The sequence below is a fragment of the Methanothermobacter sp. genome (genome assembly GCA_030055615.1).
Taxonomy (GTDB): Archaea; Methanobacteriota; Methanobacteria; order Methanobacteriales; family DSM-23052; genus Methanothermobacter_A.
On the sequence record JASFYN010000001.1, the window covers coordinates 516,116 to 535,734 of the forward strand.

Annotated in this window: 22 protein-coding genes and 1 tRNA gene; 9 read left to right on the forward strand and 14 right to left on the reverse strand. The window is 38.3% G+C overall.

The window, feature by feature from the left end; genetic code table 11:
- The first annotated feature begins 7 nt into the window (after positions 1 to 7).
- The gene (locus tag QFX38_02895) at positions 8 to 1,759 is read left to right on the forward strand and encodes an ATP-binding protein (GenBank protein ID MDI9623817.1); all 1,752 of its coding nucleotides are present in this window, start codon (positions 8 to 10) and stop codon (positions 1,757 to 1,759) included.
- Between the two features lie 68 nt (positions 1,760 to 1,827).
- Complete coding sequence (locus QFX38_02900; protein MDI9623818.1) at positions 1,828 to 2,577, forward strand: hypothetical protein; 750 nt, start codon at positions 1,828 to 1,830, stop codon at positions 2,575 to 2,577.
- Here QFX38_02900 and QFX38_02905 read toward each other — a convergent pair.
- Complete coding sequence (locus QFX38_02905; GenBank protein MDI9623819.1) at positions 2,567 to 3,310, reverse strand: metal-dependent transcriptional regulator; 744 nt, start codon at positions 3,308 to 3,310, stop codon at positions 2,567 to 2,569. The genes QFX38_02900 and QFX38_02905 overlap by 11 nt on opposite strands.
- A gap of 209 nt (positions 3,311 to 3,519) precedes the next feature.
- Between QFX38_02905 and QFX38_02910 the strand changes: the two genes are divergently transcribed.
- Both QFX38_02910 and QFX38_02915 read left to right on the forward strand, forming a co-directional pair.
- A tRNA-Lys gene (locus QFX38_02910) sits at positions 3,520 to 3,593 on the forward strand.
- A gap of 356 nt (positions 3,594 to 3,949) precedes the next feature.
- Positions 3,950 to 5,011, forward strand: a complete 1,062-nt coding sequence (locus tag QFX38_02915; protein MDI9623820.1) for a histidine kinase dimerization/phosphoacceptor domain -containing protein — start codon at positions 3,950 to 3,952, stop codon at positions 5,009 to 5,011.
- 3 nt (positions 5,012 to 5,014) lie between these two features.
- Here the strand turns inward: QFX38_02915 and QFX38_02920 are convergent, their stop codons facing one another.
- Together QFX38_02920 and QFX38_02925 are read right to left on the reverse strand one after the other, a co-directional pair.
- Positions 5,015 to 5,506: a rubrerythrin family protein gene (locus QFX38_02920; protein MDI9623821.1), complete on the reverse strand. Its 492-nt coding sequence runs from the start codon at positions 5,504 to 5,506 to the stop codon at positions 5,015 to 5,017.
- Between the two features lie 94 nt (positions 5,507 to 5,600).
- A complete protein-coding gene (locus tag QFX38_02925) occupies positions 5,601 to 5,810 on the reverse strand; it encodes a histone family protein (GenBank protein ID MDI9623822.1) in 210 nt (69 codons plus the stop codon).
- 288 nt (positions 5,811 to 6,098) lie between these two features.
- Here QFX38_02925 and cofH point away from each other — a divergent pair, with 288 nt between their 5' ends.
- On the forward strand, positions 6,099 to 7,229 hold the full coding sequence (gene cofH, locus QFX38_02930; GenBank protein ID MDI9623823.1) for a 5-amino-6-(D-ribitylamino)uracil--L-tyrosine 4-hydroxyphenyl transferase CofH: 1,131 nt from the start codon (positions 6,099 to 6,101) through the stop codon (positions 7,227 to 7,229).
- Here the strand turns inward: cofH and QFX38_02935 are convergent.
- The 4 genes from QFX38_02935 to QFX38_02950 all read right to left on the reverse strand — a co-directional run bounded on the left by QFX38_02935 (position 7,210) and on the right by QFX38_02950 (position 11,084).
- Positions 7,210 to 7,563 carry a cyclophilin-like fold protein gene (locus QFX38_02935; protein ID MDI9623824.1) on the reverse strand — a complete coding sequence of 118 codons (354 nt, stop codon included), beginning with the start codon at positions 7,561 to 7,563 and terminating at the stop codon, positions 7,210 to 7,212. The two genes, cofH and QFX38_02935, sit on opposite strands and share 20 nt — an antisense overlap.
- 159 nt (positions 7,564 to 7,722) lie before the next feature.
- On the reverse strand, positions 7,723 to 8,415 hold the full coding sequence (gene deoC, locus QFX38_02940; protein ID MDI9623825.1) for a deoxyribose-phosphate aldolase: 693 nt from the start codon (positions 8,413 to 8,415) through the stop codon (positions 7,723 to 7,725).
- 9 nt (positions 8,416 to 8,424) lie between these two features.
- The gene (locus tag QFX38_02945) at positions 8,425 to 10,035 is read right to left on the reverse strand and encodes a tRNA uridine(34) 5-carboxymethylaminomethyl modification radical SAM/GNAT enzyme Elp3 (protein MDI9623826.1); all 1,611 of its coding nucleotides are present in this window, start codon (positions 10,033 to 10,035) and stop codon (positions 8,425 to 8,427) included.
- Between the two features lie 17 nt (positions 10,036 to 10,052).
- Entirely contained in the window at positions 10,053 to 11,084 is a 1,032-nt protein-coding gene (locus tag QFX38_02950) for a CBS domain-containing protein (GenBank protein ID MDI9623827.1), read from the reverse strand.
- A 78-nt stretch (positions 11,085 to 11,162) separates the two neighbouring features.
- Here QFX38_02950 and QFX38_02955 point away from each other — a divergent pair, with 78 nt between their 5' ends.
- The 3 genes from QFX38_02955 to QFX38_02965 all read left to right on the forward strand — a co-directional run bounded on the left by QFX38_02955 (position 11,163) and on the right by QFX38_02965 (position 12,322).
- Positions 11,163 to 11,435, forward strand: a complete 273-nt coding sequence (locus tag QFX38_02955; GenBank protein MDI9623828.1) for a PRC-barrel domain-containing protein — start codon at positions 11,163 to 11,165, stop codon at positions 11,433 to 11,435.
- Positions 11,436 to 11,457: 22 nt separating this feature from the next.
- On the forward strand, positions 11,458 to 11,763 hold the full coding sequence (locus tag QFX38_02960) for a DUF2098 domain-containing protein (protein ID MDI9623829.1): 306 nt from the start codon (positions 11,458 to 11,460) through the stop codon (positions 11,761 to 11,763).
- A gap of 82 nt (positions 11,764 to 11,845) precedes the next feature.
- Positions 11,846 to 12,322 carry a DUF308 domain-containing protein gene (locus QFX38_02965; GenBank protein MDI9623830.1) on the forward strand — a complete coding sequence of 159 codons (477 nt, stop codon included), beginning with the start codon at positions 11,846 to 11,848 and terminating at the stop codon, positions 12,320 to 12,322.
- On the opposite strand, the gene QFX38_02970 is transcribed toward QFX38_02965, so the two are convergent.
- Genes QFX38_02970 through QFX38_03000 form a run of 7 tightly spaced genes read right to left on the reverse strand, consistent with a single transcriptional unit; the run spans position 12,315 to position 18,293 of the window.
- Positions 12,315 to 12,845 carry a DUF2115 domain-containing protein gene (locus tag QFX38_02970; GenBank protein ID MDI9623831.1) on the reverse strand — a complete coding sequence of 177 codons (531 nt, stop codon included), beginning with the start codon at positions 12,843 to 12,845 and terminating at the stop codon, positions 12,315 to 12,317. The two genes, QFX38_02965 and QFX38_02970, sit on opposite strands and share 8 nt — an antisense overlap.
- Positions 12,838 to 13,365, reverse strand: a complete 528-nt coding sequence (locus QFX38_02975) for a DUF2115 family protein (protein MDI9623832.1) — start codon at positions 13,363 to 13,365, stop codon at positions 12,838 to 12,840. The genes QFX38_02970 and QFX38_02975 overlap by 8 nt, the downstream gene beginning before the upstream one ends.
- Entirely contained in the window at positions 13,313 to 15,376 is a 2,064-nt protein-coding gene (locus QFX38_02980) for a DEAD/DEAH box helicase (protein MDI9623833.1), read from the reverse strand. Before QFX38_02980 ends, QFX38_02975 begins: the two co-directional genes overlap by 53 nt.
- Complete coding sequence (gene moaC / locus QFX38_02985) at positions 15,373 to 15,843, reverse strand: cyclic pyranopterin monophosphate synthase MoaC (protein ID MDI9623834.1); 471 nt, start codon at positions 15,841 to 15,843, stop codon at positions 15,373 to 15,375. The genes QFX38_02980 and moaC overlap by 4 nt, the downstream gene beginning before the upstream one ends.
- An 8-nt stretch (positions 15,844 to 15,851) precedes the next feature.
- Positions 15,852 to 16,913 (reverse strand): glycosyltransferase, encoded by a 1,062-nt coding sequence (locus QFX38_02990; GenBank protein MDI9623835.1) that lies wholly within the window; start codon positions 16,911 to 16,913, stop codon positions 15,852 to 15,854.
- An 11-nt stretch (positions 16,914 to 16,924) separates the two neighbouring features.
- Positions 16,925 to 18,016 carry a cobalt-precorrin-5B (C(1))-methyltransferase CbiD gene (cbiD, locus tag QFX38_02995; GenBank protein ID MDI9623836.1) on the reverse strand — a complete coding sequence of 364 codons (1,092 nt, stop codon included), beginning with the start codon at positions 18,014 to 18,016 and terminating at the stop codon, positions 16,925 to 16,927.
- Between the two features lie 7 nt (positions 18,017 to 18,023).
- Positions 18,024 to 18,293, reverse strand: a complete 270-nt coding sequence (locus QFX38_03000; GenBank protein MDI9623837.1) for an MJ0307 family thioredoxin — start codon at positions 18,291 to 18,293, stop codon at positions 18,024 to 18,026.
- Positions 18,294 to 18,755: 462 nt separating this feature from the next.
- Here QFX38_03000 and QFX38_03005 point away from each other — a divergent pair, with 462 nt between their 5' ends.
- On the forward strand, positions 18,756 to 19,616 hold the full coding sequence (locus QFX38_03005; GenBank protein MDI9623838.1) for a shikimate kinase: 861 nt from the start codon (positions 18,756 to 18,758) through the stop codon (positions 19,614 to 19,616).
- Positions 19,617 to 19,619: the final 3 nt, after the last annotated feature.

Below are 19,619 nucleotides of genomic sequence, written 5' to 3' on the forward strand. Positions count from 1 at the left end.
GTCCAGAGTGGATTATTATCATGATGAAAAAATGCAAATACTTTTTGAGGCTTTAAAACAGCCAAAGAGTCTTGATGAAATAGATTTATCAAGTGAATTCATAAAAAACCTTATTCTCAAAATCATAGCCACCTATGGGACAATAAAAGTTGAAAGGATCCATGAAATTACAGGATTACACGTGAACATCCTCGAAGAATGTATGAGAGAGATGGAAAATGATGAATTATGCGCTTCCATTGGTGGGGGTTTCCTATTCCCCACGGTGACATATACTATAAAAAGGGAGGGGAAAAACCTCGCAGAAAAACTCCTTAAAGAAAACCCATACATTGGCATGGCCCCAGTAACATATGAACTTTATTATAAGATAATGGAAAAACAACTTGAGGGAAGATTCCCCATCAAAATACCCGATGAGATCATTGAAGAAGCATTTAAGGATATTGTTGGTAGCGAAGAGGCTAAAAAGACCATGATTGAGGCTGCTACAGTTGGAAAAGGTTTTTTTATATATGGTCCTCCTGGGACGGGTAAAACCTTCATCACAAGTAAAATGTCGGATCTGCTTCCCCCAATTTTGATCCCACGTTATATCGAGTTTAATGAACAGGTAATCCAATTATACGATCCAGATTTTCACAAGCTTTGTGATGAACAACCAGAGGACCCAAGATGGGTTAAAATATATGCACCATTCGTCTTCACAGGATCTGAACTTACAATTGAAAGAATGGAAACAAATTTCAACCAAAATAAGGGAGTATATGAGACCTCTCCTATCATAAAAGCAAATGGTGGCGTTCTACTCCTTGATGATCTTGGAAGACAAAAAGAAGACCATAACATGATACTTAACCGTTTAATAATACCCCTCGAAAATAGGAAGGAAATAGTGTATATTAAGGGGGTTCCAGTCAGTGTGCATGCACATTTTATCCCTGTATTCTCCACAAACCTTGATATAAGTATAATGGATGAGGCCCATCTTAGAAGGGCACCCTTACATATATTCTTACAAGAACCCCCAGTAGATGAGATAATTGAAGTATTCAAGAGAAATCTAGATTTACTAGGAGAAGAATATGATGAAGATATTTTCGAAAGACTCAGATTAGTCTACACGCCCAAAGAGGATGGTGGTGAAGGATTAACCCCAACTTTTGCCCATGCTAGGGATCTTGCCCAAATAGCCCAAGCGGTGAGAATAAATCGTGAAATGGAAAAGATAGATGTTGACATACTAGAAGAAGCCCTAAAAAGGCATGTCCTCATAGACCTCCAAAGGATGGATATTGATATTGCAGAGGCGCAGCAACGCCTACGCACATTCAGGGTGGAAACTTCACAACTTGAAGAAGCTAGAGGGTTATTATTGGAGTATGGGGCAATTGAGATAGGTATTGAAGACGTTTCAATACTTTTAGAACTTAAAAAGACAATAAACCCCACAGTATTACTTGAATACCTTAATGAAAACAACATAGATCTCAAGAATGTTGAGATTATAGCAAAGAACAAAATTAGATTGCAAACTTCACAAATTGAAGAAGCCAAAATGTTATTATCAGAGTGCGAATTAGTTGAATTAAGCATTGAAAGCGGTTCAATACTTGTAGACTTTGAAGAGACAGTTACCCCTACACAATTACTTGAATATTTTAATGTAAATAACATAAATGTCAGGGATATTAAGATTATAACAGAAACTAAAAGGGAATTTCGGAAAATTATCCTCAGTAAAGGGGCATCTTCATGAATATCCAAGGGATAATTCTGCCAATTTTGGTTTCCCTTTCTGTGTCAATTATTTTCTGGTTTTTAGTAATGATAGTTCCAAGCTTGTTTCCAAGGGAGATGGCCAGGATACTATCATATTTTAAGAGGGGACCAGAGGATCCATTTGAGATAGCAACTATCCTGTCACATTTGAAGGATGATGGTTGGCAGAAGTTTTTTGCCATGGAACTTTTAAAAGGAAGATTCCATGAAAAGTTAAAAGAGCTTGAATCAAAGAAGTGTGAGGAGTGGGCGAGAGAAGTTGAATCCCAAAAGGAACTTTTAGAAAAGAGAAAACTTACAGACGATGAAATACTCCACATAGAAGCTGGTAAAGAACTGAAAAAGAGGTATGGTAACCTATTAAGGCTTGTGGAGGCGGATAAGTCAAAATTCCAGCTCAGTAAGTATGAGGAGGAATTTATAAAGATACGAAACGAGAAAAAGGATCAGATCAGCAAGTTAAGGGATAAATATGATGATTTCACTTTCTGGGCCTTGAAGAATAGGAACTTGTTAAAATATATCAAGGAGAGGGTCTTCTCTAATAAGGAATTCCAACTTTCGAAGATTAAGAATTCATCGAAAGAATGGGCTCTTATACACTTATGGGGATTAGAAGCGCCTCAGAGATATCAAATTAGTAAATTGTATGATAATCTCCTACTTTATATGGCAATTGTAGGGGATAAAAAGGCCATGATGGAATTGGCAATATCTCTTAGTTCACACGAAAAGTCATTAGATTTCCTCGATAATATCATAGAAAGGGTCGAAAATTGGTTAGCTAGATCTTAAACTGGGATTTTTTCTCGGTTATTATGAAAATGTTATCTGCAATGTTTTTTCTGAGCACGATCTTTGATCCCTTCACTTCTATTTCGATGGATTCTATTGGATGACTTTTTTTCAGGACTTTTATAAAACTTCCAATTGTTATCCCCATGTTCATGATTTTTTCCATGAACTTGGAGTCACCTCTTATGAAGGATACTTTTCCTTCTTCCATTTCTTCTAGTTGGGGTAGTGAGAGCAGGTTTTCGTCCCTTGAACCTATTTCTTTAAGGTCTTCATCTTTTCTTTTCACGCATTCGCTACATGTTTTGAATTTGAAGTCGCATGGAGGTATAGGGTTTTTATCAGGACAGTAACTTGGTTGTTTGAGTAGTTGACAGAGGGCTCTTTCAGCATCATCAGAAAGCGTATGTTCCATTTCACAAGCCTGTTGATGTATTTTGTCCCGTTTCAAATTTAGAATGTCATATAGGAACCTTTCAAGCAGCCTATGTCTCCTTATGACCTTTTCAGCCATCTTATAACCTTTCATTGTGAGTTTAACGCCCTTATATGGTGAATAATCCACAAGACCCATTTTAGCCAGCCTTTGAAGCATCTGAGTGACGCTTGGAGGTGCTATCCTTAATTCTCTGGATATACTGGATGTACTTACGATTTCTTGTTCTTGTGAAAGTTTATAGAGAGTTTCTAGGTATTCTTCTATGTTTTCACTTAAAATTTCCATTAGGTTCACCTAAATATTATCATGTCTCATTTAAGATCCATATAAATTTTCCTAGCCAAGTCATAAACCCAAAAAAGATTATTTATGGGAAGTCATTCACATTTTTATATTTATAATCCAAGAAGATAATATCAAGGTCAGCACTTTTCATAACCAAAAAATTTATGTAATCAATAATAGAAACAATGAAAATGTAAAATATTTCTAGTTTATGATGGGGGCCCGTAGCTCAGTCTGGCAGGGCATCTGGCTCTTAACCAGAAGATCGCGGGTTCAAATCCCGTCGGGCCCATCCAAGTTTTTAACAGTATATTATAAGAGTTTATTGCGTAGTTGATAGTTTTTTAGGTAAGGTGGTGCCTTTGGTTTTTGATTTCCATGACAATAAAGTGAAGATCATTCTCTTGGCATTCTTTACAATGGTCTCTATGGGTTTGATTTACTATTTCCATTTTATCTTACATATTCATGTTATATTCACTCATTTCTTTTATATTCCAATTATTTTAGCGACTATTTGGTTTAAAAGAAGATCTTTGATTTTAACTGGGATATTATCATTTCTACTTTTGGCTTCTTCTTATCTCGTATCATCTTTTTATCTTATTGAGGATTTTTTTCCGCGTTTTAATGTTATTTTTTGTAAATATGGTGGTCATATTTTTAGTTGAGGAAATAGACAAAAAGAGGAAGCAGATAGCAGAAAGTGAGGAAAGGTATCGTTTACTTTTTGAATTGTCACCCCAGTATATATTGATTTCTAACTTGGATGGGAAAATTTGTGATGTAAATGAGCATGTCAGCGAATTTATTGGGTTAGAAAAGGATAAATTGAGGGGTAAATCCATTTTTGATTTGAACCTCCTCCTACCTGAGAAAATAGATGAGGCTAAGGATCTGCTGAAGATTATGAGAGAGGGTGGGGAAGTTCCACCTTATGAAACGAAGATTTTAGACCCTATGGGGAATGAACGCCATGTTAAAATCTTCAGTAAGCCTATTAATGTCAATGGAAAGGATTTGATTATATTTGTAATCCAGGATTTGACTGATATAAAAGAGGCCCAAAAAGAGTTGGAGAATGCGCTTGAGGAGAAGGATCTGCTCCTTAAGGAGATCCATCATAGGGTTAAGAATAATCTTATGATAATTTCGAGTCTTTTAAGCCTCCAGGCAAGATATTTAAAGGATAAAGAGGCGCTTGAAATCTTTAAGGAGAGTGAGAATAGGGCAAGATCTATGGCATTAATCCATGAGAGGCTCTATCGTTCTTCTAACCTTAAAGAGATCGACATGATGGAGTATCTTCAGACACTTGCCAGGGGTATATTTAGTAGTTACGCCCCCCAGGGGGTTGAACTCAACTTCGACATTGACAAGATAAAAATGGATATAGAATTGGCCATACCAGTTGGTTTGATAGTGAATGAGCTTATAACGAATTCATTTAAACATGCCTTTCCAGAGGGTGAAAAAGGAGAAGTTAGCTTAAAGTTGAAATCCTTGGATGGTAAAATCTTCCTTGAGGTGAGTGATAATGGGGTGGGCTTCCCTGAAGATCTTGATTGGAGGAATACAGAATCTTTGGGTCTTCAATTAGTTAAAAGTTTAGCTGAGCAGATCAACGCTAAGGTTCAGATGATATCAGATAATGGAACAACCTTCAAGTTAATAATACCAGAAGTTTCTATGGAGAATATGAAAGGATGAAAGTTATTCTATTTTTTTGAATTCTTTTTTTGGCGCTCCACAAATTGGACATTTTTCTGGTGGTTCATCTTCGACTGTATTACCACACCAATTACACACATAATAGTCTACTTCCTCGTTTTCTCCAAGGTTTTCGAGGGCTTTTCTATAAAGTTGTTCATGTATCATCTCAACTTTATTAGCAACATCAAAACTCCATGCTGCTTGTTTTTCACCTTCATTTTTGGCTTCTTCAATAAATGAGGGGTACATTTCTTCGAATTCATGGGTTTCTCCATCTATAGCCTCTTTAAGATTTTCTTCCGTGGTTTTAATGGCATCCATGGCCTTTAGGTGATTAAAAGCGTGCACCGCCTCTGCAGCTGCTGCAGCGCGGAATAGTTTGGCTATTTGAGTATATCCTTCCTCTTCGGCTTTTTTTGCAAAGGCTAAGTATTTTCTGTTTGCTTGGGATTCCCCTGCAAATGCTTCTTTCAAATTTTCTAATGTCGACATTATCATCCACCTCCAAAAGGTAGACAAAAAAAGGGGGGAATGCATGTGGGGTGCTTACCATACTGTGAATGTATTCTAGCACCCCCCATGCAGATCATTTCATTGTTTTAACGGCCAATTCCACATCTTCTGCTTTAACTGTCTTTCTACCAGCATGCTTTGCGAATTTAACAGCTGATGCTGCTATTTCTTCACCCATTTTCTCCAAAACCTTTGCTAGTTCTTCTCTTGCATCATTACTTATTCTCTCTGCACCGGCATTTTTTATGATTCTTCCAACTGGTGCTACTGGTAATTCAACCATATTTTCACCTCCAAAATAACCTAATAATTACTCATATTTAAATCTATTGATTATACTTGAATCTATGAGATTAATTTAACCATAAGATTACAATGATAATCGATAAGATAAATCACAAAATTGTAATTTTCCCCAGGCCAGATCCCATGAAAAAATTGAACCCAAAAAATATATTGGACACCATGACTTGAAATAAATTATAAAGAAACATTGGGGAATGATAAAAAAATTTATAATATTAACCTATCATAGAATAAAAGGGATTAATCATTAACAGAAGATGATATTATGGTTGACACCTTAAAAATCAGCCCACACACGAAAAAAGTATTAGAAAAAGCCATAGATGAGCCAATATCCTCAGAGGATGCGCTTTATCTAATGAAACTCCAAGGAAGCGAATTGCACGGGCTTTTCATGACAGCAGATGCTGTGCGGCGAGAAATTGTCGGAGAAGAAGTTACATTCATAAAAAATTGGAATATAAACTTCACAAACATTTGCACAGGCAACTGTGGCTTCTGCGCTTTCAGAAAGAACCCAAATGAGAATGGATCATATTTCATGCAAATACCTGAAATACTCAAAAGGGCTAGGATGGCCGCGGCAAATGGAGCAATAGAACTATGCATACAAGGAGGCCTACACCCCGACGTGGACACATACTTCTATGAGGATATTTTAAGGGCCATAAAATCCGAGCTCCCAAAAATACACGTCCACGCATTCTCACCAATGGAAATATATTATGGATCAAAAAGTGCGGAACTTTCGATAGAGGAAACTCTAAGGATACTTAAGAAGGCAGGATTAGATTCTATGCCAGGAACGGCAGCTGAAATCCTAGATGATAATATTCGACGTGTTATCTGTCCAAAAAAGCTCAATACGAGAGAATGGATTGAAGTGATAGAAACTGCCCATAAAACAGGCATCCCTACAACCTCAACCATCATGTATGGTCATATAGATGAAGCTGAAGAAAGGATAAAACACCTTGAAATTCTGAGATCTATCCAAGAGCGTACAGGCGGATTCACAGAATTCGTACCATTACCTTTCATGCACAAAAATACAAGAATATACCATAATGGGCTTGCGAAGGCTGGGAGTACTGGGACGGAAGACTTGAAACTTTATGCTATTGCAAGATTAATGTTCAGAGATCTTATAAAGAATATACAAGCATCATGGGTTAAACTAGGATTCAAATTCGCACAAATGTGCTTATTGGCAGGGGCAAATGATCTCGGCGGGACACTCGGCGAAGAGAACATTTCAAGATCGGCTGGGGCGTCATACGGCGTTAGCGCGGAAGTTGAAGAAATGAAAAGAGTTATAATAGATATTGGTAGAACACCCGCTATGAGGGACACACTCTATAGAAGAATACAACCAGTCACTCAACCCTATCTATGATTATCCTGTCACCTTCCTCCACTTCTTGGAAGATTTCAAGGTTTTCTATGATCTTACCTATATGGTTAACCTCAGAATAAGGTTGACTTGACCCGAAAAAAATACAGAAGGCATAACCTGGAGGCCAATAAGATATATCACCCATAGTAGCTGTTTTGGACGGATTCTCATATTCTATGGTCAATGGTATGTCAAAGTAGACCTCTTCAAGCCATATGAGGGCTCTGCCCTCCAATGGCAGATTATCATAGATAATCCGGGCCGTTTTAGGGTTTCTATCATCCAATTCTCCAATCGCATGACCTTTCCCTTCGACTTCTATCTTGATCCTCATCTTTCATACCCTCCTGGGAACCCTTTCTAAATTTGGGGGGGTTTCTCACTTTAAAACTCTTTTTAGATTTATTTGACCTTTTAGCTTCTGAAGGGCTAACCCTTGGGAAGTGTGTTGCCGCCAACCAGCTTAAATTAATGGGGGGACATTGAAAATCGCCTACAGGATCCTTTTATCGGGAAGTTTAGTTAAACTTTCCCATTCTTTGATTATTTGAACGCCACTTGAGGTTCCTATTCGATCAGCTCCAGCCTCTATCATGGCAAGTGCGGTTTTAAGATCTCTTATACCACCAGAGGCTTTAACGCCCATACTTTTCCCTACCACAGATCTCATCAGCTTCACATCTTCTAAAGTGGCTCCTTTAAGGTTGCAATAAGAAGTTGATGTTTTAACATAATCCGCACCGGCTTTTTTACTTATTTTGCAAGCTAGTATTTTTTCTTTTTCTGTTAGATATGCTGTTTCTATTATGACCTTGACTATATTGTCTTCGGCGACTTCAACCACTCCTTTTATATCCTCGGTGACAAGGTCTAGTTCTCCGGATTTTAGCGCCCCTATATTTATAACCATGTCCAATTCACTGGCCCCATCTTTTATAGCCTCTTTGGCTTCAAAGGCTTTTACTCTTGGGGTGGTGCTGCCTGTTGGGAATCCTATAACAGAACCTACTTTTACTGGTGTGCCATTGAGTATTTTGGATGCTAATCTGACATTAGTTGGGGTTACCATTACACAGCCAAACCGGTAATGGGCAGCCTCCTTACATAATCTTATTATGTCATCTGTTTTTGCATCAGCTTTTACATTTGTATGATCTATGAGACGTGCAAAACTTTCTTTTTCCATATTATCCGCTCATTTTAACATTTTTGCCATGTATGGGCCCTCTTTTCCGTACCCAAGCCTTCTGTAATAATTTCTTACCCCTATTCCGCTTGTGATTAATATTTTTTCTTTGTTGTTTTTGAGGGCTAATTCTTCTGCCCAGGATAATAGTTTCTCTCCATATCCTGAATGTTGTCCAATGCCCTCTCCCGGTTCGCCAAGGGGGAGCATGGGCCCGTAGACATGTAATTCTCTTACTAGGGCCGTTTTTTCGTTAATTTCTTTTCGGTGGGCTTTCTTGGATGGTAGTCTTAGTCTGAGGAATCCGATGAGAATATTATTTTCAGGGTCTTCGTAGGATAGGAAGAATTCTTTTCCACCTGTTGCTTTGTAGACTTCTTTTAGGGGTTTTATGTTGTCTGGGTTTATATTGGCACCCTCTGATAGTCTGTGTCCTATTTCTCTGCATCTTATGCATTGGCATTGTATGCCTTCTTCTTTGAGTTTCTTGTAGACTATTTCTCCAAGGTTTGATTTTTTAACCCCATCAACGATTAGGTGTGATGGTATATCACGTTGTATTCTCATTGTACGAACCCATTTTGGTAGCATTTTCTTTATTTGGACGATTAATTCAGCCGCTTCTTCTGTATTATATGGTTTGTATTCTCCTTTTTTCCATAACTGATATAGTTGGCTGTTCTTTGTAACTAGGCATGGGTATATTTTTATCATGTCGGGTTTGAAGGATGGGTCTGAGAACAGTCTTTTGAAGATTCTAAGATCCTTTTCGAAGTCTGCGAATAAGCCTGGCATGAGATGCATTGCGACTTTGATCCCTGAATCTCTCAAGATTCTGTTAGATTCTATAACATCCTGGATGTTATGGCCTCTTTTTATTCTCTGGTATATGTGGTTGTATATTGTTTGGACTCCGAGTTCTACTCTTGTGACTCCAAATGATAGCATCCTATCTACGTCTTCTTCTTTGCAGTAGTCGGGTCTTGTTTCGAATGTTAGGCCGACGCATCTTATTGGTGCTTTTTCGTTGGCTGATTGGACCTCTTTTAGGGGTATGTGATCGTTATATTTTGGTAGTTTTATTTTGAGGTTTTTGATCTTGGCTCCGAAGTCTATCATTGCCTTTAGGCATTGTGTTATGAACCATTCCTGGTAGCATAGTGTCTGGGATGGGAATGTGCCCCCCATTATGATCAGTTCTACTTTATCTGTGGGGTGTCCTATGCTGTGGAGTTGCTTTAGTCTATTGTATACTTGGTGATATGGATGGAAATTGTACATTCTTGCTCTGAGTGCTGCTGGTTCTTCTCCTGTGTAACTTGGGGGTGCTTTTTCGCTTTCCGGACAATATAAGCACCTTCCATGGGGGCATGGATGAGGTTGGCACATTACGGCTACTATCGCAACCCCAGAGATTGTCCTTGTAGGTTTTTTTCTTAAAAGTTCTTCTATGATTTTTCTTTCTTTTTTTGTGGCATGTTTTAGTATTGTGGAGTTGCCTATGAATTTTTTAAGTTTGAAATCCTTACAAACTCTGCGTTTCAAATTTTCGAGTTCTTCTCTTGTCTTTACCCTTCCTTTGACTATTTCTTCTATTATTAAGCGACAGGCGCTTTCCATCCTCTGAATTTCCTCCTTCAGCTCTTTGTTCTTCTCATGATGTCAAGGGTTCTTATGAGGTCTGTTTTTGATATTATCCCGACGAGTTTGTTGTCTTTGAGGACTGGTAATCTTCCAAGGTCGTGGCTGGTTAACTTTTCCAAGGCTGTCATGGCATCATCATTGATATCTACTGTGATAACATCCCTTGTCATCACTTCTTGAATGGGGGTATCTTTTTCGGCGTTTGATAGGTCATGGAATGTTACTATACCTTTAAGTTTGCCATTCTCTGTTACAGGGTATCCCATGTGCTTGTATTTGAATACTGTTTTAAGGGCTTCTTCAACTGTTGAGGAAGGTTTAAGCGTGATAGGCTCTGGTGTCATTACATCACCTACTTTAACCCCTTCAAGTAATGATGATATGAATACTAGCCTGTATTCTTGTTCAGCGCCGATATAAATGAAAAGGGCTATTAATATGAGGAATAGGTTGAAGAATATTCCAGCCATTGCCATGAGCACGGCGAGAAACTTCCCAAGGTTCGCGGCGACTTCTGTTGAACGTAGATAGCTCATCTTCTCTGCTAATAACGCTCTTAATATTCTGCCACCATCCATTGGAAATGCTGGTATCAAGTTAAAGAATGCTAGCACTACATTTACTAGTATGAAATTGGCCATAAATTCTGTTATTGCCTGTGGGAATATTCTTGTGGATCCTATGCCATAGAGGGTGAATGCTATTATCAAGTTTGTTAGGGGTCCTGCGATGGATATTAAAAGTTCTTGGCGGGGTACGCGAGGTATTTCCTCCATCTTGGCAATACCACCTATGGGGAGTAGGAGTATTTTCTCTATTTTCACTCCGAAATGGCGTGCTACATATGAATGTGCCAATTCATGGATGACAACTGTCACAAAGACCAATGTTATAAGCACAGCAAGCTCTAATGAAATTAAATTTAAAAATGCCAAGAAGTATATGGAGATTATCAATATTAGGAATGAAAAATCTAATTCTATGGGTATACCGAAAATCTTGAATATTTTTATGGATGTTTTCATAGATTAAATTTTTATCCTATGAAAAAATATATATTCCTATTATAATAAGATATATTATCGTAGAGAGTTGGTGTTTTGATGTTGGTCTCTGAACTTTTAGGTAAAAAGGTTCTTGATAAAAACGCCCTAGAAGTGGGTAAGGTATCTGATATGGAGATAGACCTTAAGAAGGGGATGATAAATTCTGTGATCATATCGAAAGGAGAGTTATCCCTCAGGCCACAGACATTCATCGTAAATATCGACGAAATACAGAAAGTGGGTGATTATGTTATAATGGATATAGCCGTTGAGGAGGTTTCAGAGACTCCTAAGGAGGAACCGACTAAACTTTCACCTGAAAAGGAATAATAGAAATTTGGGGGGTATTATATTGGAGATAGTTGATGGGAGAGGAAAAACGATAACTGTAGGCTCTATTGTGAGATATACCGGTACCGGTACTACTGGGGAGGTTTCAGGGCTTAAAGTAGAGGATAATCAAGGATGGGCTAGGCTCGCCGACTCAGACCTATGGTATAATACTGAGTATCTTGAAGTGGTGGACAAAGCAGAGTTTGAAAGAAAAGAATCTGAAAAGAGGGAAAAGATAGAGAAGCATCTTAAGAAGCTTAAAAAGATGCGAGAGGATCTTGAAGAGGTTGACATGGGCTCAGAGGTCTGTGATGGTGGAGGTTAACTTTTCGAGTTTTTTCCTATTTTGGATCAGCTCCTCCACCCTACTTCAGATTCTTGAGTATAAAAATTGGGGGGTGTGAAATATTAATGGAACTAGATCACTTGGACTTGTAACATTAATCCTAGGAGTGCTGATATTGATTTTCCCATTGGCATCCATATTTACACTCAGCGTTCTTAGCGGAGTCGCCATCCTATTTATAGGATTATGGTTGTTCATTCTAGGGGCAAGAACATGGTCAATCAGCAAGGGACCTGGTATACTCTACCTGATACTGGGTATATTTGGCATAATCCTGGCAATTGCCATTATAGGTAACATCACATTATTCAGTGTTTTAACGGCATTCTGGATTTACCTTGTTGGTATAATCCTGATAATAGCAGGTATAGCAAGTTTATTTGCTAGGGAGGAGAAGTCAACTAGAATAGCCAGCTTAGCAGTGTGTATAATAGGGGTCATATATCTGGTAGTGGGGACATTCGCAAGGGATCCTATCTTCCTTGCTTGGTTAATCGGCTTAGCACTTGTCATTGATGGGATAGGGCTTCTCATATAACCTCAGGGTCTTGTACGCTGACGCAGAACCTGCAAAGAGCACCTGGAGTGTCCATTTGCTTTTCTTTAACAGGACAATAATAAACATTTTTTCTTTTTTTCACCATTAATCCACCTGGAAACCGGGTCCCAACAGGGTGTATCGGTTCTTCTCTTATGAATGTTGCATATACACTTATTATCCTTGCAATTTTCTGGAAACACTTCTCAGGCTTATCCTTGGCATTCTTGAGTTGCTCATCAAGAAATTCTATAAATTCAATTAATCTTTTAGTATTTACTGGTCTGTTATATTCTTTTTTATCCTTTTCATTTTTCACATCTCTCATCCTATTGAAAAAGGCCTTTGTAAATCTTTTAATAAACTCTTCCCGCTCCCGGGCTGACATATACTTAGTTTCTTCCCTTAGGTAGATTGTCGCATCCATTATATCTTTTATTGAAATCTTTGAAGCTTCCTTTTTAAGAATCTTTAAAAGATCTCTTTTGGTCAACTTTTTGGGGATGCTGGTCTTTTCAAGCATTTAAAGCCACCTTGGGGTCTTGGAATGCTACGCACATGTCACATGTTGCATTCTTGTTGTCTTCTTGTTTTTCTTTGACTGGACAGTAAAAAACGCCCTTCTTTTTCCTTACAATAAAACCTCCAGGAAATGGCGTCCCTATAGGATGAAAAGGCTCCTCTTTTACAAAAGTAAAATAGAGTACAGATATTATAAGAATTTTTGATGCTTGCATCTCAAATAAACGACGGACGCAGTATATAAATTTTGCAAGATCAATTTTCTCTTCACTATGGAAACTTTTACTTTTAAGATCCATGAGGGGGTCCATGAAACTTTGCGTATACAATTTTATATACCTTTCTCTTAGAGGCTTGTTAACATAACGACATTCTTGCCTTATAGAACTACAGAATTCTATCACTTCATCTATACCAATATCCTTTGCTATTGTCTTGAGAAGTCTAAAAAGCTGTGATTTTGTTAATTTATCTTTTTGCATATTTTTTAACAGCAGCTGCCATTCTGGGGCCAATTCCATCAATTTTCTGCAGTTCATCTTCACTCACGTTCTCTAGGTTATATCCAAATGTTTTCACAAGTCTGCGGGCTCTTATACGGCCTAGTCTTTTCACCCCTACAACGAGTGGTATTATATCCTCTTTAACGCCATAATATAAGCGTGCCATTAATATGTCAAGTGCATGTGAATGGTCATATACTCCTGTGACTTCACATATTTCCTTGAAGAATTTTATGAGTTGGGATGCTTCATATGCTGCTCTACGGGTTGAAGCAGCATATACATTAAAGAGGTTTTCGATCTCATATTCGCTTCTTTCGTTTATCCATTCTATTAGGGATGCTGCGGTGGCCTCAATGTTGCCCACATCCATGACGAATATACCATGTTCTTGGAGTTTTTCGCGGACACTATCCTTGCCTTTACTGGTTTTGAATGATATGATTGGCATGTCAGGGGTTTTGCATATTTCATAGATTAGTTTGTATGTGTCGATTTCGTCCATTTCAGTTGCGAGGTGGCGGAGTTTTATACTTGTTTCAACACTATAATTGGAATTGGCTATGAGGAGTCCGAATGGCGTGGCCCTTAAACCTGAAGGGGTTGGTTTTATTATCTCGTTTTTGATGAGGAATTTTATTGAAGAGTTTATTTCATGTTCAAGACTATCAGCAAAGATGCTCATGTTGGGATTTTTGGTAAGCTGGTGGCCATAGAATGTTTGTTTAAAGAATTGGATCAGATCGCTGGGGTTGTCTGATAATCCTGCTGCTACTTGTCCTATTATCTGGTGGTAGACTGCATCCTTGTTTTCTATGAGTTTTGAGTTGGTGGGTTCTATTTCACCATGTATGTAGTATTCTTCTAGTTGGTATGCTTCTTCTGGGTTTTTTGCTATGAGATATGAGTATCCTACTTGGTCGTATTGTGGTCTGCCGGCTCTCCCTGACATTTGTTCATAATCAAATACTGGTATCCATTTGGGTCCTTGTCGGGTCCATCTTGTGTAGTCCCTTATGATGACGGTCTGGGATGGTAGGTTAACACCGTACATTAGACTAGGCGTTGCTGTGATCATGTATAGGTTGCCGTTTCTGAATTCATCTTCTATTATCTCTCTTTGTTTGGTGAATAAGCCTGCGTGGTGGAATGCGACACCTTCCTTTATGCAATTTGCGAGTTTGAGGCAGGTGAATGTTGGTGGTGATCCGCTTTTTTTTGGGATTTCAAGTATTTTATCAGCGACTTCGTTAAATATTTCTTTGGCCTCTTTGGGGATGCTTTTTTGTATTTTTTGGGATACGAATGTTGCTAGGGCTTCTGTGAATCTTCTTGTTGATACGAATACGAGGATTTGGTTTTCGTCTTTGATTGCTTCTTGTAATATCTTAACTATGGCTTCGTTTTTTTCTCGGGCATTTAACATGTCGAGAGTTAGGACTTCCTTGTAGAGTGGGACTGGGCGATAATCATGTTGTATCACCTTCGCATTTAACCATGCTGCTATCTCCTCGAGGTTGCTGAGGGTTGCTGAGAGTGCTATTATCCTTATTCTAGGATTTAAGGACATTAGCCGGGTGATTGCACATTCTATTGTGGGTCCTCGTGTATATTCTCCTATCATATGGAATTCGTCTATTATTAGTAGGTCTATCTCGTTTATCGTGTTCCATGAGAAGCGTGTTAGTATGTCGAATGATTCAAACACCATGACTGCAAGGTCTGAAGATCTCGGGTCTTTACCCACGGTGATGCCGTGCTTTTCAAGTTTTTTGAATTCTTTAATTTTCTCGTTTTGGATGGATATGAGTGGGACCGTGTAGATGACTTTTCCACCTTCTAGTATTGTTTTTATAGCGGCCATGAGGCCTAGTAGTGTTTTTCCGCTTGCTGTTGGTATTGCTAGTATATAATTGTGTTGGTTTTCGAGGTAGCCTTGTTTGATTGCTGCCTTTTGTGCAGGGTTTAGTTTTTCTATGGATGGGTAACAGTCTTTTATTATTTCCATAATGGCCTTTTTGGTGTTCATTTTTGTTCACTTTTCTTTTTTTCCACTACTTTTATATTTGATATCCTTGTATGTGGGTATTGACCTTTTTCGTCTTTTTCGAGGCTTTTTACCATATCCCATATTGTTAGAAGTGCTACGCTCACTCCTGTGAGGGCTTCCATTTCCACTCCGGTTTTGCCGTTGCATTTTACTGTTACCTTCACGGTTATTTTGTCGTCTAGGATTTTGAATTTCAATTTTGTGCTTGTTATGGGTAGTGGATGACATAATGGTATTATGTTCCATGTGTTTTTGATGGCGTTTATAGCAGCTATCTGGGCTGTTGCGAGCACGTTACCCTTTTCTATCCTCTTTTCTTTGATTAATTTTATCGTGTCTTCTTTGAGGCGTATTTCTCCTTCTGCAGTGGCTGTTCTTCTGGTTATGGGTTTGGAGGTCACGTCAACCATGTGGATGGATTCTTCATGCGTATGGGTTAATTTCATTATGATCACTAGTATGGGGTTTTTATGGTTGAAAATTTAGCAGCCTTTTTTAATCCATTTTTTCCTAGGCGTTTTCTCCCTTTTTCATCTGAAAGTAGTTTGTCTATTGCATCTGCTAGTTCTTTGGGGTTTTTGGGTTCTATGAGGATCCCCACACTTTCGTCCACTATTTCGGGTATGCCTCCAACTTTTGTGGCTATTATTGGTTTGGCCATTGCCATGGCTTCTAATAATACTATGGGGATTCCTTCAGAGACTGATGGTAGGACTATTATGTCTGCGGCGGCCATTATGTTATTTATATCTGTTCTGGGTCCTGTGAATATAACATCTTTGATGTTCTCTTTTTCGACTATATTTTTTAGTTTTTCTAACAGGGGTCCTCCACCTACTATCACTAACTTTGAGTCTCTTTTTAGGAGTTTTTTTGCTTTTAGTAGGTATTCAACACCTTTTTGTGGCACTAGATTACCTACGAATAGTATGATTGGTTTTTTTGTCCCTATTTCTTCTCTGAATGAGGTTTTAATTTGAGGGTTGAATATCTTTGTATCTACCATGTTATAAGTGACGATTATCTTCTTTTGGGGTATTCCTAGTTCCATGACTTTTTCAGCTAATTTTTTGCTTATAACAAGGACCTTTGAGGCTTTTTTGAGTATTAGTTTGATGATTGGTCTTAGTATGCTTTTGGAGGATAATATGAGGGCGTCTGATCCATGTACGGTTACGTAGTATGGTTTTTTTGTTATGATGGATCCTATTAGTGCTATGAGGCCTGGGGGGATTATATAGTGGGCGTGTATAATGTCGATGTTTTCTTTTCTGATTATTTTGATTAGTTTCTGTGTGGCTGTGAGTGTGAATATTAGCCCTCTTAGGCCTTTTATGTTTATTGTTGGGGCGGATGAGACTTTTATATTGTTTTTGTCCTCTATTTTTTCATGTGGGTATGTTAGGACGTTTATGTGGTATCCTTTTTCTTTTAGTTGTTTTGCTAGGTTGTAGGTGTGTGATGCTACTCCTCCGAGGTGTGGTGGGAATTTACCTATCATGATGACCTTTTTCAATGGACTTCCTCCTAGTTGAAGGTGTGATTTGGTTTTGTTTTAAAATTGGTGTTGAGTATTCTGCCCTTTAGGTTGAAGATTAGCACATCGAAATCCATAGGGTAGTTTTCTTTGCATTTTTTTCGTATTGATGATGCTATGCTATCGAATACTGGTTGTGTTAGTCCTGCTTCGTCTAATTCGGTTATCATTCTTTCTACTGTCCTTTTATTGAAAATTTTGACTAAAAGGCGTCTTGGGGCGCCGTTTAGTGCTGCATGGGCTGTTATTATTTCACGTCTTCCATCCGCCACACTGTTTTTTGTGTTGAATATCCCGGCGCTTATTTTTATGAGTTTACCTGCATGGCCTAGGAGTATGATCTTTTTAAAGCGTTTTTTAGCGGCTATTTTTAGCATGTATCCTGGGAAGTTGCCCATTTGTATTATTCTGTCTTCTTCAATGTTTTTGAAGTATTTTTTAGCTATTTTTTCTCCTATGTTACCTGGTACGAATACTATTTCCTTCCATCCTCTAGAGGCTGCTATGTTTATTTGGCATGCTAATGACTTTTTATATGCTTTTGAGGACATTGGACGTGCGATACCTGTTGTTCCAAGTATTGATATGCCCTCTTCTATTCCTAATCTGGGATTCATTGTTTTTTTAGCGATTTTCTTTCCCTTTGGTACTGATATTTTTACGGTAGCCCCTTCTCCTGGGGATAAGTATTTTTTTATATTTTCTTTTATCATCTTTTTTGGGGTGGGGTTAATTGCAGGTTCTCCAGGGGGGACTGGGAGTCCTGGTTTTGTCACTTTACCTACGCCCTCACCCCCTTTGATGGTAATCTTTGAGGAGTTATTTAATTGGACTGTTGCGATTATATCTATGTTCACTGTTACATCAGGGTCATTGTATGGTTTTTTTATGACTGATGCTCTTGCTTTATTCTCTGAAAGTTTTTCCACGCTTTTAATGTCTACTTTTAATTTGCCGTAGGGAGCGTCTACAGTAACCTTTTTGATATTGTTTTCGCCTTTTAAATGTAAAATAGAAGCAACTGCCGCTGCTGTGGCGGCAGTGCCTGTTGTTATACTGAAATTTTGGCTCTTTTTATTCATTAAAATCTTAAAAAGAAGATTCTTCCAATTCTTCCTTTATGGCTTCTATAAGCTCCTCTTTACTAGGAGCTCCTATAAATTTCAGGATACCATTCATGGCTATCGCTGGCACGGCCATTAAACCATATTCAATTGCTCTTTCTCTGTCAACCATCACATCTATTTGTTCAACTTCTATGGCATCACCAAATTCTTTTTTAGCCTCTTCAACCACTTCTAGTGCCATTGGACAATATGGGCATGTGGGTGATGTGAACACTTCAATCTTGACTACCATAAATATTAACCTCCATTTATCCTTTTTAAATTCTTGTTTCAATAAATACTTATCCCTTCAATAAGAGGATGCGACTATCAATCGCCATCAAAAAAAGTAAAAGGGTTATCATCCTCAAATGAACACAAGCGAATCCTATACACTAAAACGACAAATTTTCATCCTCATAAGTTAAGCGTTCCAACAAAAGGGCCTATTGATTTTAAAAAATAGGATTTTAAAAGCCCAACAATACAACAGTGATAATATAACTTAATAATCCCATAAGAATGAAAGAATCTGGAGTTTTCGGATGTTCATTAAAACTTTCGGGAAAAAATCCCACCCCAGATAATCTTTTTGAGCATTTTTCAAAGTTTAGAAAAAGCCTCCACTTACGGAGGTTGAAAAAATTTCATTCTTCTTAAAAAATATTATATAATATGAATAATAATGATAAATATTAGGGGGTGGAATGGTATAGTGAAAATAAAAGTTCGTTCACCCGGTTCGGCCACTATAATCAATGCTATCGCAACCGGTAAGGGTTCGGCCTTCGCTATCCAGCGCCATGTAACAGCAGAAGTTGAACTCATACCGGAAGGAATAAAATGTGTCTGTGAGGAGGACATCGACACGACCTTAATGAGAACATGCGCAAAATTAGTCCTTGAAAAATATAATATAACCAGCACCGGGTTAAAGATTAAAACCACATCTAACTTACCAGTAGCGTCAGGACTTTCAAGTAGCAGCGCAACCTCAAACGCAATAGTAATGGCCGCATCCAAGCTCATAGCAGAAGAATTTAGCCTAGAACCCCTTAAAAGATGGGAGATTCTCAATTTGGCTATTGATGCTTCCTTAAAAGCTGGGGTCACAATCACAGGAGCATTTGATGATGCCAGCGCTTCATTCTATGGTGGATTCACAATAACAGATAACCTTGAAAGGAAGATAATCAAAAGGGGACTCATGGAAAATCAAAAGATATTAATATATATGCCAAAGAGAAAATCCTTAACTGCAGAATCCAATGTTAAAAGGATGAAGATACTCGCACCCCTAGTAGAGATAGCTTTTAAAAAGGCCCTAGAAGGCGACCTATACAGGGCATTGACCTTAAATGGTATAATATACTGTGCAACACTAGGATTCAACCCAGAAGTTGCAGTGGACGCCCTAGAAGCGGGTGCGATCGCAGCAGGCTTATCAGGGACAGGACCAGCATTTGTCAGCATAACAAGAGAAGAAAAACAGGATGATATCATAGATGCATGGAGCTCCTATCCTGGGGATATAATCATAACAAGTGTTGACAACCAGGGCACACAGTTTAGGTGATCT

Excerpts from the sequence above, each read along its gene's own strand:
- QFX38_02970 (MDI9623831.1), bottom strand. The coding sequence starts at position 12,845 with ATGCTTGAAAAGACCAGCATCCCCAAAAAGTTGACCAAAAGAGATCTT.
- QFX38_02935 (MDI9623824.1), bottom strand. The coding sequence starts at position 7,563 with ATGAGGATCAAGATAGAAGTCGAAGGGAAAGGTCATGCGATTGGAGAA.
- QFX38_03000 (MDI9623837.1), bottom strand. The coding sequence starts at position 18,293 with ATGGTAGTCAAGATTGAAGTGTTCACATCACCCACATGCCCATATTGT.
- QFX38_02925 (MDI9623822.1), bottom strand. The coding sequence starts at position 5,810 with ATGGTTGAATTACCAGTAGCACCAGTTGGAAGAATCATAAAAAATGCC.
- QFX38_02955 (MDI9623828.1), top strand. The coding sequence starts at position 11,163 with ATGTTGGTCTCTGAACTTTTAGGTAAAAAGGTTCTTGATAAAAACGCC.
- QFX38_02950 (MDI9623827.1), bottom strand. The coding sequence starts at position 11,084 with ATGAAAACATCCATAAAAATATTCAAGATTTTCGGTATACCCATAGAA.
- QFX38_02920 (MDI9623821.1), bottom strand. The coding sequence starts at position 5,506 with ATGTCGACATTAGAAAATTTGAAAGAAGCATTTGCAGGGGAATCCCAA.
- deoC (MDI9623825.1), bottom strand. The coding sequence starts at position 8,415 with ATGGAAAAAGAAAGTTTTGCACGTCTCATAGATCATACAAATGTAAAA.
- QFX38_02945 (MDI9623826.1), bottom strand. The coding sequence starts at position 10,035 with ATGGAAAGCGCCTGTCGCTTAATAATAGAAGAAATAGTCAAAGGAAGG.
- QFX38_02975 (MDI9623832.1), bottom strand. The coding sequence starts at position 13,365 with ATGGAATTGGCCCCAGAATGGCAGCTGCTGTTAAAAAATATGCAAAAA.
- moaC (MDI9623834.1), bottom strand. The coding sequence starts at position 15,843 with ATGAAATTAACCCATACGCATGAAGAATCCATCCACATGGTTGACGTG.
- QFX38_02980 (MDI9623833.1), bottom strand. The coding sequence starts at position 15,376 with ATGAACACCAAAAAGGCCATTATGGAAATAATAAAAGACTGTTACCCA.
- cofH (MDI9623823.1), top strand. The coding sequence starts at position 6,099 with ATGGTTGACACCTTAAAAATCAGCCCACACACGAAAAAAGTATTAGAA.
- cbiD (MDI9623836.1), bottom strand. The coding sequence starts at position 18,016 with ATGAATAAAAAGAGCCAAAATTTCAGTATAACAACAGGCACTGCCGCC.
- QFX38_02900 (MDI9623818.1), top strand. The coding sequence starts at position 1,828 with ATGATAGTTCCAAGCTTGTTTCCAAGGGAGATGGCCAGGATACTATCA.
- QFX38_02915 (MDI9623820.1), top strand. The coding sequence starts at position 3,950 with ATGGTGGTCATATTTTTAGTTGAGGAAATAGACAAAAAGAGGAAGCAG.